This window comes from Thermogemmatispora tikiterensis (assembly GCF_003268475.1).
GTDB classification, from domain to species: domain Bacteria; phylum Chloroflexota; class Ktedonobacteria; order Ktedonobacterales; family Ktedonobacteraceae; genus Thermogemmatispora; species Thermogemmatispora tikiterensis.
Genome location: NZ_MCIF01000002.1, coordinates 4,171,155 through 4,186,591 on the forward strand (window position 1 = coordinate 4,171,155; position 15,437 = coordinate 4,186,591).

The 15,437-nt window shown below is 60.4% G+C and carries 12 protein-coding genes and 1 pseudogene; 8 read left to right on the top strand and 5 right to left on the bottom strand.

Going from position 1 to position 15,437, the window contains the following annotated elements; genetic code table 11:
- Positions 1 to 68 precede the first annotated feature (68 nt).
- On the top strand, positions 69 to 1,298 hold the full coding sequence (locus A4R35_RS16655; RefSeq protein WP_112431307.1) for a M48 family metallopeptidase: 1,230 nt from the start codon (positions 69 to 71) through the stop codon (positions 1,296 to 1,298).
- 168 nt (positions 1,299 to 1,466) lie between these two features.
- Here the strand turns inward: A4R35_RS16655 and A4R35_RS16660 are convergent, their stop codons facing one another.
- From A4R35_RS16660 to A4R35_RS16670, 3 genes are all read right to left on the bottom strand, one after another.
- Complete coding sequence (locus A4R35_RS16660) at positions 1,467 to 2,531, bottom strand: LLM class flavin-dependent oxidoreductase (RefSeq protein WP_112431309.1); 1,065 nt, start codon at positions 2,529 to 2,531, stop codon at positions 1,467 to 1,469.
- A gap of 277 nt (positions 2,532 to 2,808) precedes the next feature.
- Positions 2,809 to 3,003 (bottom strand): hypothetical protein, encoded by a 195-nt coding sequence (locus A4R35_RS16665; RefSeq protein ID WP_112431311.1) that lies wholly within the window; start codon positions 3,001 to 3,003, stop codon positions 2,809 to 2,811.
- Positions 3,004 to 3,273: 270 nt separating this feature from the next.
- Positions 3,274 to 5,445, bottom strand: coding sequence for a polysaccharide lyase family protein (locus tag A4R35_RS16670; RefSeq protein ID WP_112431313.1), 2,172 nt, complete (start codon positions 5,443 to 5,445; stop codon positions 3,274 to 3,276).
- 664 nt (positions 5,446 to 6,109) lie between these two features.
- Between A4R35_RS16670 and A4R35_RS25350 the strand changes: the two are divergent.
- The 4 genes and pseudogenes from A4R35_RS25350 (at position 6,110) to A4R35_RS16690 (ending at position 10,225) form a co-directional block, all read left to right on the top strand.
- Positions 6,110 to 6,621, top strand: a pseudogene (locus tag A4R35_RS25350) (RNA 2'-phosphotransferase).
- A gap of 308 nt (positions 6,622 to 6,929) precedes the next feature.
- Positions 6,930 to 7,481 carry an HdeD family acid-resistance protein gene (locus A4R35_RS16680; RefSeq protein WP_112431315.1) on the top strand — a complete coding sequence of 184 codons (552 nt, stop codon included), beginning with the start codon at positions 6,930 to 6,932 and terminating at the stop codon, positions 7,479 to 7,481.
- Positions 7,482 to 7,656: 175 nt separating this feature from the next.
- Positions 7,657 to 8,748, top strand: a complete 1,092-nt coding sequence (locus A4R35_RS16685) for a hypothetical protein (protein WP_112431317.1) — start codon at positions 7,657 to 7,659, stop codon at positions 8,746 to 8,748.
- 103 nt (positions 8,749 to 8,851) lie between these two features.
- Positions 8,852 to 10,225: an FHA domain-containing protein gene (locus tag A4R35_RS16690; protein ID WP_112431319.1), complete on the top strand. Its 1,374-nt coding sequence runs from the start codon at positions 8,852 to 8,854 to the stop codon at positions 10,223 to 10,225.
- Between the two features lie 23 nt (positions 10,226 to 10,248).
- On the opposite strand, the gene A4R35_RS16695 is transcribed toward A4R35_RS16690, so the two are convergent.
- Positions 10,249 to 11,001, bottom strand: coding sequence for an MBL fold metallo-hydrolase (locus A4R35_RS16695; RefSeq protein ID WP_112431321.1), 753 nt, complete (start codon positions 10,999 to 11,001; stop codon positions 10,249 to 10,251).
- Between the two features lie 218 nt (positions 11,002 to 11,219).
- Between A4R35_RS16695 and A4R35_RS16700 the strand changes: the two genes are divergently transcribed.
- Complete coding sequence (locus A4R35_RS16700) at positions 11,220 to 12,485, top strand: 3-oxoacyl-ACP synthase III family protein (protein ID WP_112431323.1); 1,266 nt, start codon at positions 11,220 to 11,222, stop codon at positions 12,483 to 12,485.
- Between the two features lie 245 nt (positions 12,486 to 12,730).
- Here the strand turns inward: A4R35_RS16700 and A4R35_RS16705 are convergent, their stop codons facing one another.
- Positions 12,731 to 13,618, bottom strand: coding sequence for a GNAT family N-acetyltransferase (locus A4R35_RS16705; protein WP_112431328.1), 888 nt, complete (start codon positions 13,616 to 13,618; stop codon positions 12,731 to 12,733).
- A 234-nt stretch (positions 13,619 to 13,852) separates the two neighbouring features.
- Here A4R35_RS16705 and A4R35_RS16710 point away from each other — a divergent pair, with 234 nt between their 5' ends.
- A complete protein-coding gene (locus tag A4R35_RS16710; RefSeq protein WP_189361947.1) occupies positions 13,853 to 14,632 on the top strand; it encodes a phosphatase PAP2 family protein in 780 nt (259 codons plus the stop codon).
- Between the two features lie 253 nt (positions 14,633 to 14,885).
- The gene (locus A4R35_RS16715; protein WP_112431332.1) at positions 14,886 to 15,371 is read left to right on the top strand and encodes a PaaI family thioesterase; all 486 of its coding nucleotides are present in this window, start codon (positions 14,886 to 14,888) and stop codon (positions 15,369 to 15,371) included.
- Positions 15,372 to 15,437 lie beyond the last annotated feature (66 nt).

Below are 15,437 nucleotides of genomic sequence, written 5' to 3' on the forward strand. Positions count from 1 at the left end.
AACAAGTTGAAACGTGCTAGCCTGGGAGAGCACTGCCGCTGACCATCACGTGGAGGAAGGTAGCGCTTATGGAACGAGAGCAGTCTACACAATCAGAGCAGCAGAGAGAAGAGAAGCCAGCTGCGACTGTCCAGCTTGATCCCCAGCGCCAGCAGCAGGCGCGTGAGTATGCGCGCATCCGGCGGCGCCTCTGGCTTGTGGGCTTAGCCATCGCCGCCGTCGGTCTGGTGGCGCTCTTTCTCTTCCGGCTCGACCTCTGGCTGCGCGACCTCTTGCAGCCGCTGGTCTGGCAACCACTGGCTGGCTGGTATCCGCTGCAGGTGGCTGGCTACTTCCTGGTCTTACTGCTGGTATACGAGCTGATCAGTGCCCCTCTCACCGTCTATCGCGGCTACATCCTGCCGCGGCGCTACGGCCTCTCCGTGCAGACGCTGGGGGCCTGGCTAGGCGACCTGCTCAAGGGCTTGCTATTGAGCATCGTTTTGGAACTGGCGGCCCTGGAACTCATCTATCTGCTACTGGCCAGGCAGCCGCTGACCTGGTGGCTCTGGGTAGCGCTGGTGATGCTCCTCTTCTCGGTGGTGCTGGCCAATCTGGCCCCCATCCTGGTTCTGCCGCTCTTCTATCGCTTCACCCCTCTGCCTGACGGCGAGCTGAAAATGCGCCTGCTGGCCCTGGCCGAGCGTGCCCGCACGCGCGTACGCGGCGTCTTCACTATGCACATGAGCAGCAAAACTACCGCAGCCAATGCGGCCCTGATGGGGCTGGGGAACACACGCCGCATCGTCATCGGCGATACGCTACTCGATCAGTACACAGCCGACGAGATCGAAGTCGTCCTGGCTCATGAGTTGGGCCACCATGTCCACGGAGACATCTGGAAGCTCATCGCCAGCCAGTCGCTTTTGACCCTGGTTGCCCTCTATCTGATCAATGTCACGCTGCACTGGCTGGCCACGCCGCAGCTCGGCTATCATGGCCTGGCCGATCCGGCGACTCTGCCGCTGATTGCTCTGGTCAGTGCTGCCGTCGGCCTGATCTTCATGCCTCTGGGGAACGCCATCAGCCGCTATCTCGAATACCAGGCCGACGAATATGCCCTGCTGACGACGGGCAAAAGCGAGGCCTTTCAGAGCATGATGACGCGTCTGGCGAACCAGAACCTCGCCGAGGCTGAACCGGCCCCGCTCGTCGAGATTCTCTTTCACGACCATCCCTCGATCAAACGTCGGCTGGAACATGCCGCGGCCTTTGCACACCGTCAGGGTCGCGACAACCTGAACCTGGCCAGGCGCTGACCTCCTCGCCAGGACCGCGCGAGACCGGGCGGCAGGAGCGGATGAGTGGAGAGCAGGACTGCGTCCAGGCCAGGGACGTGGCTGCCGAAGAGCGCGAGCAGCGCGTCCGTGGCCTGGGCCGTCTGCCCCCTGGTAGCGTCAAGCAAGCTCTGCCAGATCAGCTCAAGCTCAGGAGCGCAGGGCCTCCATCAGAGCGCTCAGAAGCTGGCCGGCCTCGTCTACCGAGCCGCCTGGTATGTTGAGCAGCGGTTGATCCACGCCGCGTTCGGCCCATAGATCCAGCTTGGCCACGATTTCGCGTGGCGTTCCCACAATGCTCACAGCATCCAGCATTTCTGGATCGACAGCCTCGATAGCGCTCTTCATGCCTTGCTTCCAGCCCTCGATGACAGCCTGGACCTGGGGGCCATAGCCGTGGCGAGTCAGCATCTCGGCGTAATAGACTCCCATCTTCCCAATATAGTAGGCCAGGGGGGCGGCAGCCTGGTAGCGAGCCGCCTGGCGCATCTGCTCATCGGCGTTCTCGGGCAGAATCACGCTGGTGATATACGGCGCAATCAAGGCACTGTGAGGGGGGCGTCCGGCTCGCTGTGCACCCTCGTCCAACTGCTGACGCAGCTCCTGCCACTTATGGCCGGGCCAATAGACCGGCAGCACCCCGTCGGCGATCTCTCCGGTTTGAATGACATTTTTCGGCCCCATAGCCGCCACGTAGATCGGTACATCCGCGCGCAGCGGCGTGAAACGCAGCTTAAAGCCGCGCTCCAGCTTGAAGAACTGTCCGTGATAGACCAGCTTCTCGTGACGCAGGATCATCCTGATGATCTCGACATACTCGCGCGTGCGCTGCAGAGGCTTTTCGAAAGGCACGCCATGCCAGTGCTCAATGACATTGGCGCCCGAGGGGCCGAGACCGAGGATCATACGCCCCCCAGAGCGCTCATCTAGCGTGGCCACGGTGCTGGCGATCAGGGCCGGAGTACGTGAGTAGATATTGGCAATGCCGGCGCCAAGCTTGATACGCCTGGTCACACGAGCCAGGTCGGCCAGCGAAGTAAAGAGTTCGTAGCCCCAGGACTCGCCCAGCCAGACAGAGTCGAAGCCCAGCTCATCGGCAATCTTGACCTTCTCGACGATCTCGTTCCAGGCTCCAGGGAATTGCGGCGAGTCAGCCACCAGCCCCACACGGCTGCGATAAGCCCTCGTCGCTGCAGGCGTGGGATCAACGCTCATGCCTGCGTACCTCCATTGGTAGAATTTGCTGCTATGCTGAAATTATAGCGCATGCTAGCCTCAACTGGCCGTGCTGCTGCCTGGCTGGTCTCTCTGCCTGTCAGTCTGAAGGCCGCTCTCTCGACTGGCGAGCCGTCTCTCTACGCGGAGAAAAAAGTAAAGGCACTTGCTCCTGGTGAGCACTGACCTGCTCTGTGACCTGCTCTGGCCCAGGACAGGCCTCCTGGTGTGCCTCTTATCACTCAAGGCCCTGGCTTGCCAGGCAAGGCCCGATCTGTCAAGGTTTCAGCATCTTTTTGCGCTGGTTCCATTGATCGAGCGAGCGGACCACGAAGCGTGGCTGGCCATGCAGATAGATGGCCAGACAGTAGTAGTCAGGTTGCCCTACCTCGGACAAGATACGTGCCTCCACCTTTGGAGCTTCCTGTTGAATGAGTGTCTGTAGCTGCTGTGCCTCTTGATATCTGAGCATAGACAAAACCTCGGCTCATCAGAGCCGGTCTGTGATCATTTTACCCGCAGTAACGGAGAAGGCTGGTTAAGTATTGCATTGATAAACGAAAAGGCTAGCACCGCGAGCCTTCAAGCCGGGGAAGCGGCGGAGCGAGAGCCAAAAAAGGTTCGGCGGAGCGCTGTCTTGCTGGTCAGGAGTGAGGAGAAGAGAGATCAAGAGAGGCGCCTGCAGTCAGTCTCTGACCCCAGGCGCCTTGTCCAAAGGAGGAGGGGAAAAGATTCTATGGCTTCAGGTGAGCGTGCAGCTCTGGCCGTTCAAGGTGAATGAACCTGGCGCAGGGTTACTGGTGGTCCAGCTTCCATTGAAGCCCAGCGTTGTCGCGGTACCTGGAGCCAGAACCGCATTATAGCTCAGGCTGCTAGCGCTCACCAGGTTCCCCTGCTGGCTGAAGGTAGCATTCCAGCCCTGAGTGACCGTTTGGCCGGCACTGAAGACAAAGGTCAGCGTCCAGCCGTTGATTGTGGTTGTCCCGCTGTTCGTCAAGGTGATGCTGGCCGTGAAGCCACCGGGCCACTGGCTGGTGACGCTATAGCTCACGCGGCAGGCGTTGCCCGTCGTTGTCGCTGTCGGCGTAGGGGTGGGCGTTGTTGTAGGCTGCGCTGTCGGTGTTGAGGTGGGCGCAGGCGTAGGAGTAGTCGTCGTGCCACCACCGGTCACCTGGGGTCCCACCTCCAGCTTGAGCGTATCATACATAGCGCCACCGCCGCTGCTGACCGAAGTCATTACGAAGGCCACCGTATTGCTGCCGACCTTCAGCAGCGAGGCCGGGAAGCTAAAGACCATCAAATGGTAGTAGCCGCTCTGGTTAGCGCTGCGGTAAATTGCCGCATCATTAGTGTAAGCGGGATAGCTGCCGATGGCTGTCCCGTTGACACGGATCGTCACAGCGGCGGTGCGTGTCATGCCGGCCAGCGCCACCGTCAGATGAGCGTCGCCGCTGTAGCTTTGGCTCAAAGAGAAGTTGACATTCCAGGTCCCGACCGCCGTCTGAGCATAATACCAGTCGTTTGCTGGCGTGCTGGAGCCGATAGTGTAGGTCAGATTTGCTGGGACCTGGTTCCAAAGACCATACTGGCGCGGCAGATTGCCCAGACGGAACTCCGCCGCCTTGCGGTCCGCGGTACCGATTTGCCAGAGGAGGGTGCTGTAGCGCACTGGCGTCCAGGTCAGGGTTCCCAGGTTGGTACTCGTACCGCTGACGTTCACATTATCCAGCTCGTACTGATCGGTGATATCCCCGATACTGCCACCGTTGGCCCAGGCATAGAGACTATAGCTGCCAGGACGCACCTGGCGAAGGGTGAAGTTGCCAGCGCTATCGGCCACTGTCGTAAAGATGTAGCCAGCGCCCTGGGCGTAGACATCGCCGCCGGGTTGGGCCAGCGTAATCTGAGCGCCGGCGGCGGGACGCCCATCGGCCAGGTGCAGGGTACCCGTCACCGTGGTCCGGGTGAGCGGATAAGCCGGATTGGAGAGCCAGCTATAGGGCCACTGCTGCTGCTGGAGCGCGGCCTGGGTCTGGGCATCGCTGATGCTGCCATTGTTAAAGTAGACAAGCCAGGGACCGAAGAGCTTGCCGCTGGGGATCGTCACCTCTGGTGTGCCAAAATGTGCACTGATGAGCATATTCAGAACGACGGCATCGCCAGTACTGCTATCGACGTGAACCGTCAGATCCTGCTTCAGCGGCCCTCCGTTGTTGTACTCATGACTGGGAGAGATCAGCCAGACCCCGTAGCCGTTGCCATAGACACCGTGGAGCAAATCTTGACTCATCAAGTAGGTGGCCGCATCGTATTTCGTATAGATGGTACCATCACTGAGCTGATAGGTGGAGTCCTGCAGCTCGGTAGCCGACTGAATCTGGCTGAGCGTGGGGAAGGCGATCGCGGTCTCAACGCCGTTGTAGCCTGTGCGAAAGATCGAGCCGTCGACACGGTAGAGCGTGCGAAACTCGCCGACGGTCCCGATGCCGGTGGCCAGAAAGTAGGAGTAGAGGCCACTAACGCCACTGCGGACCACGTAGTGCAGCTCACCCCAGCTACTGATGTAGGCGATATCGACCATGCTAGAGGTATTGGTCACGACAGTGAGCTGGGTGGGACTGAAGCCCGTGCCGCCGTTGATCGAGCTGTAAAAGCCCTTGGCTGGCCCAATCAGCTCCTTGCCCTGCCAGACCAGCGAATAGCCCGTCCCCGAACTGTTAAATTTGATCGTAAAGATGCCATTACTGATTGTGGCAGTCATGCCGGAAACACTGAGGGTCACGGGTGAAGCGGCGCGGGCCGGCTCTCCCTGCAACGCGGGCATTACGAGGCCCAAACCTGCAACGAGAACAAGGATCAGCAAACTGGAGAGCGCGCCCGGGAGGAGCATGAGACAAAGCCTGCGTCTGGACATGTTGCGATTCCTTTCTGAGGCAGACTGCTTTCATCCTGAAAAGCAGGCGTAACGCGGTTAACCAAGGCTCCCTGAAGTTGAGGAGGGGCCTGTTCTGGCCCTTTCTAGTCCTTCTCCCTGTACATAGAAAAGTATACATCAAAAGACTCGCGGCTGGCAGGAGGTGAGAAGAATGTCAGGCCAGGTAAAGGGTAGAAGGGCGTAGAGAGACGTTGACCTGCTTCATAAGCTTATCCTCATCCAAAGAAGGCGCTTTGGCTTCTGGGGAATCATTGAGAGCACAGAGAGAGCTGGAAAGGAGCTGGGATCATTTCATGAAGCAGAGAGGGGAGAGGTCTCTCGATTATCGCAGTCTGAGCCGGACGGTGGCGCATGCCCTGCGCCATCAGCCGGCACTGTGTCAACGACCCCCCGGCTCAAGCCAGAGGCTTGCCCGCAGCCGCAGCGGCCCGGGCTTCAGGGCTGGTTGACAACAGCCCACTGCCCCGTAGGACAGCAAAGCCTTGTGACTGGGTTGACCCTCCCCCCGCCAGGTGGGGCGAAGCCGTTGCTGACTCACAGGTCAGTGCCTTGAAGCCTCATAGCACAAGGATACCAGGAGAGAGGCTGCTATCTCGACCCCCGGCAAAGAGCCAGGAGGGAGCCGCCTTCCTCCCCTGGATGAATCCAGGGGGCCCCGGCGGCATACCTTTATGGACTCCAGCTAGATGAAGAGGGCTGGGTCCCGGTCGCTGAGCTGCTGCGGGCCTTGCGCCAGCACCGGGCGAGCTGGCGCGACGTGCGAGAGGAAGATCTAGAGATCATGATAGCCAGTGCGGAGAAGCAGCGCTACGAACTGCGCGATGGCAAGATACGGGCCCTCTACGGGCATTCGCTGCCGCGTCGTCTGCCCAAACAAGAAGCCATCCCGCCAGAGATCCTCTATCACGGAACCTCGCCGGCGGTGCTCCCCGCCATCCAACGTGAGGGACTCAAACCGATGCGCCGGCAATATGTGCATCTCTCTCCGCAGATATCGCTACCGCCAGACAGGTTAGTGGGCGCCGAACAGCGCAGCCTGTGGTGCTGGAAGTGCGCGCGCGTGAGGCCAGCGAACATGGTATCCGTTTCTACCAGGGGAACGACCAGGTCTGGCTGGCCGATGCCATTCCGCCGGCCTTTATCCGCTTCCCCTGACTGAGCAAATGAGAGCGCTGGTCAGCGCGTGTCGCCCCTGTGTGCTCGTAGCTGTCCCCTCACGCCCTCACCGTATCTATCGCGGCCAGCCGACTGGGAGCAGAGACAACAGCCTGCTCAAACCGCGTCTGTTGAGCCAGGCTGTTGTCTCCAGGAGCCTCTTTTTTGCGTGTTCCCTATGAATCAATGGATGCAAGATAGGCTCTGCTGCGGTTATCCTTAATGGGAAAGAAAAATCTGCAACGTCTTCCCCATGAGGAGGAGAAACAGAGTGACCGGTGTGGCACAGGAAAAGGAGCGTGACAGGTATGATGACCGGTTATCAGATCTCGCAGCACTCGTGGTGGATACTGGCCATACGCGGAGTAGCAGCCATTCTCTTCGGTATTGCAGCTCTGCTCTGGCCTCATCTGACTCTTCTGGTATTGATTTACCTCTTCGGTGCCTATGCCCTTGTTGATGGTCTTGTCGCCGTGGCGGTGGCGCTCCAGGAGCGCAACATTGTTGGCCACTGGTGGATTCTGCTGATTGAAGGGCTGGCCGGCATTGTGGTGGGCCTGCTGGCCTTCTTCTGGCCGGGCATTACAGCCCTGGTCTTGCTCACCCTGATAGCCATCTGGGCCATCTTCACGGGCGTGATTGAGGTGGCGGCGGCCCTGAGTTTCCGACGTGCGTTCGGCCTGGAATGGACGCTGGTCCTGGGTGGCGTGGCCTCCATTCTCTTAGGGATTGCCCTGGCTGTGAGTCCTGCGGCTGGCTTACTGGCACTGGTCTGGCTGATTGGTCTCTACGCCATTGTCTTTGGCGTCCTGCTGCTCATCCGGGCCTTCCAGTTCCGCTCCGTGCTCTCCTCGTGGTGAGGGAGAGCGCGGAGGGTCTGGGGGGGTGGGAGCCAGGCCCGCCCAGGCCCGCTCTGCAAGGAGGTCCCCAACAAGTCCTATGCCCTTTGTCCGCTCTGACACGCTTTGATATAATGCCCTCATCTCACAGCACATTCTCCTGGTGCAAAGCAAGCAAGGGGCGAGAAAAAAGGCAATGGCCAGAAAGATCATCGTGCTGTTGCTGGCAGTCAGCGGACTGGCGGGCCTGGGGCTGGGCTATGTCTGGGGCGGCTTGCAGAGCTATGCCCACTATCAGCAGGCGAGTCTGGCGGATCGCCAACACTGTGGTGGCCAGCTCCCGGTACGTATTTGCGTGAATGCTCCCCAGGAAGTGTTTTCCGCCTTTTATCCCTCTTACCTGCACACCGGGAGCCCTGTCGTGGAGGTACTCTTCAGCAGCCTGGCTGGCCCGCAGCCACTGCGTATCAGCGTAGCCATCGCGGGCTTTTCACAGACGGAGACACGCACGGTGAGTGCGGTAGAGCGGATGCAGAGCGCTGGTTTTGTGCCACCGCTGCTGGATGGGGTCTTGCAAAGGCTGACCAGTGATCGTCAGGCCCAGGTGCAGGTGACGGTCGCCGATGTGCGCGGTACGCGCTATTACAGCAATGCCATCCCCTTGCAGCTCCATTCGCGGCGCCTGATGGCCTGGTCGGCGGCCAATCGCTTACGCATCGCGGCCTGGATAACGCCGACTGCTTCCGCGGTCGAGGAGCTGGTAACGCGCGCGATGGCCTATCTTCCTCAGCAACCGCCGCCGGCTCCCCTGGCGATGACGGGCTACTCGGGGACGATTCTGCGCCAGGTGCTTGATCAGGTCGATGCCATCTTCGATGCCCTACGACTTGACTATGGCCTGCGTTGTCAGCGCCAGGGTGTCCCCTATGCTGGACCGGAGAGCACAGCCTCGGCAACTCAGGCCATTCGCCTTCCTTCCGAGATCCTCCAGCAGGGTAGTGGCTCGGATATCGAGGTAACTCTCTTGCTGGCTTCGGCGGTGGAAAGTATTGGCCTGCATGCTGTCATTGTAGTGCTGCCCGATCGCACTTTACTCGGGGTAGCGCTCTCCCCCGATGAACAGGGTTTTGGTTACTGGGATGCAAGTCAGCTAAGCGCTGCTATGACAGGCGATGCCGTGAATATTGCCAGCGATGCGCTCTATGCTAAGGAAGAGAAGCAGGATGCTGTCATCGACAGGATTCTGATTTCTGAGGCTCGCCATGCCGGCGTTGAGCCGATGCTCTAGAGCGATGGGGCGTGTGTAAGGAGGGAGTGCTACGAGTAGCATTGCTTTCCCTGAATGGTTTAGCTTCGGTTGCTACGGTGGCCTCCTCTGTTGCTTGTTGACGATGGCCGGAGAGGTCGCCTATAAGCTGCTGGGCCGCCGCGGAACGAGACGCCAGCTTGCTGGAGCGCTGCTGGTGGGGGTGTTATCTGCTCTGTTGATTGCTCCCGCCCTTATCTGGTTTTATCTGCGTTTTATACCTCTGCAACCAGTACTCCCGCCCGCCGAGGTAGCGGCCATGCTGGCCTATGTGGCCTTGTGTGGTTGGGGGCTGCCTCTGACCACGGCCCTGGGATACGGCCTCTTCGCGACCCCTCTTTCCGTCGCGCTCCAAGGGACCCGCGCCTTGACGCGCAACCTGAGTGCTCCCCAGATGGCTGCATCTCCGGCTCCCTACGCGCCTCATCCGCCTGGCGTGACTGCTCCTTTTGTCTTCAATGCCGACACCCCTTGGGGGTGGCTGGAACATCGCAATGGCCGCTTGCAGGGTCAGCGGTTGGCTCTGACGCGCGCTTTTGTACGTCTGGGGCGCGGAGAAGAAAACGATATCTGGCTCGATGATGATCTGGCCTCGCGCTATCACGCCGAACTGATCTGGGATAATGGCCAGGTGTATGTGGTTGACTGCCACAGCCTGAACGGTGTCTTTCTCAATGGACAGCGCGTCTCTGGTTCTGCCCCCGTGCACTCGGGCGATATGCTGGAGATCGGCTCCCTGCGCTTCCTCTTTGAAGTGGCCACGCCGCCGCGCGCGGCGGCCCCGACTGATGATGATCCTTTGTTGCGCCATCCTCATCCACTGCGTCCGGTGCGCCTGCGCAAGAGCGAGGCCGCTTCGCCAGTCACAGCGCCGCCGGTGACGCCCCCAATGCTAACCACGGCCTGGGAGCCTCCATTTGAGGCCGGGCCCGCGCTCGACGAGCTGCAAACCTCGCTCCGGCAGACGCCGCTGCCCTCGTTCTCAGAGGCCCCCCAGACCGTCACCACACCCTCGGAGGCTCTGCCGGCGATGCGCACGGTGACCCATCTCTTGCTCATCTGCAATGGGACCCTGGTGGGCCGCAGCTTCGTGTGTAACGGGCCGGCCCTGGTGATCGGTGCTGATCCGGGCTGCGAGGTCTGCCTCCCAGATCCTTCCCTGGCCCCGCGTCACGCTCTCTTGCTGGTACGCTCTGAGAGCCTCTATCTCCAGGATCTGACCGATGGTGCGACGCTGGTGAATGGTGAGCCGCTCAGCGGGCCACGCTTGCTGGAAAGTGGTGATCTGTTGCAGTTAGGGGCCGTGTTGCTTCAATACAGACCCCTGGTCAGCTCGCCAGTAGCGGGCCCGAGTGCGGGAGCCTCCGCCTCCAATGAATCGCTCTTTTCTGCGGCCCAGCCGCAGCTACAGTCACCGGTGCAGCCGCAAGCACAGCCGTTCTGGCCCCCAGAACATTGAGTCTTGCTGGCGTCCGCTCCGCCCTACCAATCCAGGCGGATCTGGGCGGCGGCGTTGCGAGCGAGCAGCGGCTTGCCCTGACCCGGGTAGAGATAGTAAATCTGCAGATCACGCAGCACGCGCAGCGTCTCCTGCTGGCCCCGCTGGTCGCTGCTGGCGTGGAGGATGGGCATCCCTCCCTCGGTCGTGCTGATCGCGGCCCCTCCGATTAACTCCCAGGAAAAAGGATTATAGAGGCAGAAATGGCCGCGCGCCGCTCCACTGGTGGCGATCACGCGCCAATCCTCGTGGCGTGGCAGGCCGCCGACATCTTGTAGCCAGATACTGATCTGGCGTAGATGGGGGGTGGTGAGAGCGAGCAAGGCGTCGAACGAGAATAGCTCACCGGTGCGAAAGGGTAGAGAAATGCTCAGATTTCCGCCTTCGTTCCCTCGGCCTTCCTCGCCCAGGGAGGAAGCACGGCGCCTCATCTTGGAGAGCGCGGCGACTGGCGCCGCACAGCGCTGACGCAGCGTCTCGATACCCCCGCTTTGGTTTGTCTCCAGGCTGGTCAGCACGATCAGATCGATATCGGCGGGTGAGCGCTTCAAAAAGCGCTCGATGTAATACAGGATCAACTGTCCATTTAAGGAGGAGCGAGGATCGACGACCACCAGGCCGTCATCGTCGATCAGGTAGGTATTGAGCATGCCAAAGCGGTCGGTGATCGTATGCACCTGGCGAAGCTTCTGGGCGGTCCGGGTCGGGGCTTCCTGGCCGGGCGAAATAGCAGTCATGCGTCTCTCTCCTCTGATAGCGCGATAGCTGCCTTTCCTATCCTATCACTCAGGTCAAGTGAGGACGGAGCCATCAGGCTATGTTGCCGCTGTCTCTCTTACTCAGAGTGGTGGCTAGAAGATCGGTGCTAAGGACGGGAGCAGCGGCAATGTGGTATACTTGGAATAATCGGTCTTATGCCTGATCATGGAACCTCATTGAGGGAGTTCATCAAGCAATGACATCCTTCCCTACAGATGGATCATGGCCGCAGTATACCTACATTGTGCCTGAGATCTACACCCGCGCCAGAGTGCGCCTGATTGGCCTGGGCACCTATGCACCTGCTGGAATCATCACCAATGATTTTTTTGCCTATATTTCGACTCGCCTGGGCGATCCGCGCAAGGCCGAGGATCTGGAGCGGGTGACAGGTCTCATTACCCGCCATGTGCGCGCGAGCACACTGGAGCTGTGCCGCCGGATGGCCGGTGATGAGGCACCCGGCCTGATCGACAGTCCCGATGCCCCGCGCGATGAGTCGCTGGTCGATATGGCCGTCGTGGCAGCGCAGCGGGCCCTCGAAAGCGCCGGTCGCTCAGCTTCCGAGATCGATATGATTATTGGCGCTTCCTCCTCTGATAACGATGCTTTCCCGACGATCGCCGGGCAGGTCCAGCATCGCCTCGGCCTCAAGCCCATTCGCGCCACCATGCTGCGTGGCGCCTGCGCCTCCCAGACTGAGGCTTTTCAGGTCTGTGCCGAGGCCCTTTCTTGTAGCACGGCGCGTCTGGTGTTGTTGGTGACGGCGGAGGGCCTGCTGCCTAATATTATGCACATTCTGGATTGGAAGATCAGCTCGCTTTTCGGCGAAGGCGCCGCGGCCTTCTTGCTGGAGCGCGGCGAGGAGGGAGATGAGACCTACGCCATCAGTGGTTATGATGCTGGCCAGGCCCCGGCTCTGTTTTATCAGACGCCGCTGCGCAAGGATTCCATCGAGATGGCCGAGGTCGACATGAAGATTCTTCAGCTCTATCGCGAGGGGAAAGGTAAAGAGCTGGCGCAGCTGCTCTCACAGAATCTGGTGGGCTATACCAAAATGAACGGCAAGGAGGTCTTCCGCGAAGCCCCGCGCGCTATGGCGGAAGCGGTCGATGCTTGCGTACGCCATGCTGGCCTCCCCTATGACGAGGTTGCCTACATTATCCCCCATCAGGCCAACTCTCGTATCACGCGTCGCCTCGGCGAACTGCTGATTCACGATTATGGCTGGCCGGCTTCAACAATGGAGAAGCTGGTTGATAATTTCCGCTATTATGGCAATCTCTCGAATGCAAGCATCGCTGCGGCAATGGCCGAGCTGATCTATCATGACCAGCTAAAAGACGGCCAGTGGCTGGCGTTGCCTGCGGTTGGCGGTGGTATGCACTACGGCTGCTGGCTGGTGCGCTATCGGGCGCTGAAGAATCCTCGCGCGGTCATGAAGCCGCTACAGCATCAGTAGTCTCTCCGCGCCGAATTGAGTAAGTAGGAAGAGAAACGCTCCTCGCCAGCGAGACGGGGCGGTCTGCTGGGTCCGCGGTAGCTGATCGGCGCCCTCCGTCCCGCTTCCTGTTGCTGCTTCTGTCCCTGGCCCCTCTGCGTGCCTCTCTCTGTTCTGGCTTTGCTGCTAGGAACCTGGCCAGAGCCAGGGAAAACAGCGGTTAGCTTGATTGGCGCTGAGAGATAAAGGCGGCGGGTGTATGCGAGTCAGGTCAGCGTGCGCTCGTAGGTGACGTAAGGACTGTCGGCGACCTGGTATTCGGCCCCGGCGAAGGTATCGCGTACCATCAGCAGGTCGGGAACGTGAGCGCGTACTGCCTCCAGGTTACGCTGCGCCGTCAGATGACGCAGGACATAGGCGAGCTGGCCGATGGTGTCGGCAGTCGTACCGTCGATATAGCCAATGAACAGGTATTTGCCGTGGCGTCCCTCGCGCTGCTCAACCATCATCAGCCCATCAAGGCGCTCCCAACGGCGCAAGAGATAGATCTCGCCAGCGTTGATCTTCGCCTTCAGCAAGCGGTCGCTAATACTATAGGCGATAAACCCCGAGTAGTAGAGGCCACCAGTCAAAGGGAAGATATTCGAGACATTGAGGTAGTCAATGATCTCCTCCAGGTCCTCGACGCGTGCCGGCTCTGGTCGGGGGAGAGAGGCCAGGCGCTGTGGCAGTTCTGGCAAAGGGGGAGCCTGAAAAGGGAAAAAGCTACCGATCTCGTGCATACGACTTTTCCTGGCCAGAGCGATGGCGGCGCTGTTGCTGGCCTCGGTGAGCAGGCGCACCGTCCTTGCTCCCAGGCGCATAGCCTCAGCCAGCGCGGCCTGATGCAAAGCGGTCGCCACTCCCTGACGGCGATAGGCCGGGTCAACGCGTAGACCTTCCAGCCAGGCTTCGTACTCATTGAGCATGCGCAAATGGAGTAGACCTACGGCTCGCCCGTCGCTGGCGGCCACCAGTAGCCTCCCTTGCTGGTCCCCTAACCAGGCATCCCAGGCCTCGGCAATGTAGTCCCCCCACTCCCAGGTATGAGCGCAAAAAGCGAGCACCGTCTCACGATCCTCTGGACGCGCGGAACGTACCTCGAACGTTGCCATCCTGCTTGCTCTCCTTCCCCTCTTCAAGCCAGGATAATGCCTGCCTGTTCACTGGCTGCGGTTCTCCATCAGATATAATACAACAAAGAGGCGACTCGCCTGGGTTGCGAGCACCTCCACTCGCTCAAGAGGAGGAAGCAGGTCAGGATGGCGGAGCGCCCTTCTTGGACCAGGCAACAGAGGGAAGTGCGTCAGGCGATCAAAGGGAGCGAAAGAGAAACTCCTTTACAGGAAATGCAGCGAGAGATTCAGAGGGAGCGGCTCCCCTGGTATCGGGCATTCCATCGAGGTCAAGTCTTGTTGGCTCTCTACACGCTGCTGCTCGGTCTGTTCGCGCTACTGGCCTGGTGGGTTCATGTCCACCCGGTACTGACCATTGACGTGGCTATTACGCGCGAATTCCAGGAGGAGCACAGTCCCTGGCTGCGCACGCTGATGCTGGCAATCAGCTTCATCGGCAGTGTGCCATTGCTGGCGGCGGGGCTGGTGTTGGCCACGGCCATTCTGCTCTGGCTCGTACGCCTGCGCCTGGAAGCTTTGATTCTGCTTGGTAACTGTCTGAGCAGCGAGCTACTCAATCATAGCGTCAAGCTGCTGGTCGCGCGTCCGCGTCCCTCGCCCACGCTGGTTGAGGTTTTGCAAGCGGCCAGAGGAGCTAGCTTCCCAAGCGGGCACGTCATGGCCTATGTGGCCTACTGGGGCTTGTTGTTCTCCTATGGCCTCATTCTCTTCCAAGGCCGGAGCTGGTGGCGTATCCTGCTTCTGCTCCTCTCAGGCTTTTTCATTGTTATGGTGGGGCCATCGCGTATCTATCTCGGAGACCATTGGGCCAACGATGTCCTTGGCGGCTATCTCCTTGGTGGCGTCTGGCTGAGCCTCTGGCTGCTTCTCTACCTCCGCCTGCGGGAGCGTGGCCTGCTGACCCCGGTCAACTTGCACAAGAAGCCCCTGCCGCAAGAAGAGGAAGCGAAGTCTGGTTCTTCGGCTTCCTGGCGCGGTCGGGACCAATCTTGAGGGAAAGGGGCAGAGAGGGCTGGTGGAGGTGCGCGGGCGGGCGCCGATGCCAGGCCAGATTCAAGGCGGCTGGTGGAGCGCTTGCCTCTGATCGCCGGGCTGTGATACACTCAGCCTGGACCGGTGGTGTGAGGAGCGCAAGAGAGCCTTCCCGGCACGTTCTGCCTGGGCCTGCTGCAGGCAGGTCCAGGGACTCCCCGTTCAAGCGCCACCGGCGAAAATTCTCCACGGAAGGACGCCCTCTGCTCGTTCTATGAAGCTCAACGACGATACTGACTATCAGCGTTGTTTTGTCTGTGGCCAGCGCAACCCCTACGGGCTGCAGCTGGTTTTTCGTCGTGAAGACCAGAGCATCGTCGCCGATTTTCAACCGCGCGAGGAGCACCAGGGCTTTCCTGGCGTCATTCACGGCGGCATTGTGGCTTCCGTCCTGGACGAGACCTTGGGACGGGCCTCGCTGCTCGCTCAACAGCCTCAGTGGACCATGACGGGCAAGCTGGAGGTGCGCTATCGGCGCTACGTCCCTTATGGGCCATTATTGCGAGTGCGCGCCTGGCTGCTCAAAGAGCGGCGCACGATGCTGCAGGCTCAGGGGGTGCTGACGCTGGCCAGCGACGAAAGCACGCCGCTGGCAGAGGCGCAGGGCATCTTTTTACCGCTGCCGGAAGCCTTTGTCGACACACTCATGCGCGACTATCCAGGGCTGCGGCAGTTCTTCACTGGAGAGCTAGAGGAATGAACGCTGAGCGAGGCGATAGCCAGAGCCTGGCGCGCTGTCAGTCAGCTTCACGATGGGAGAGAGCAG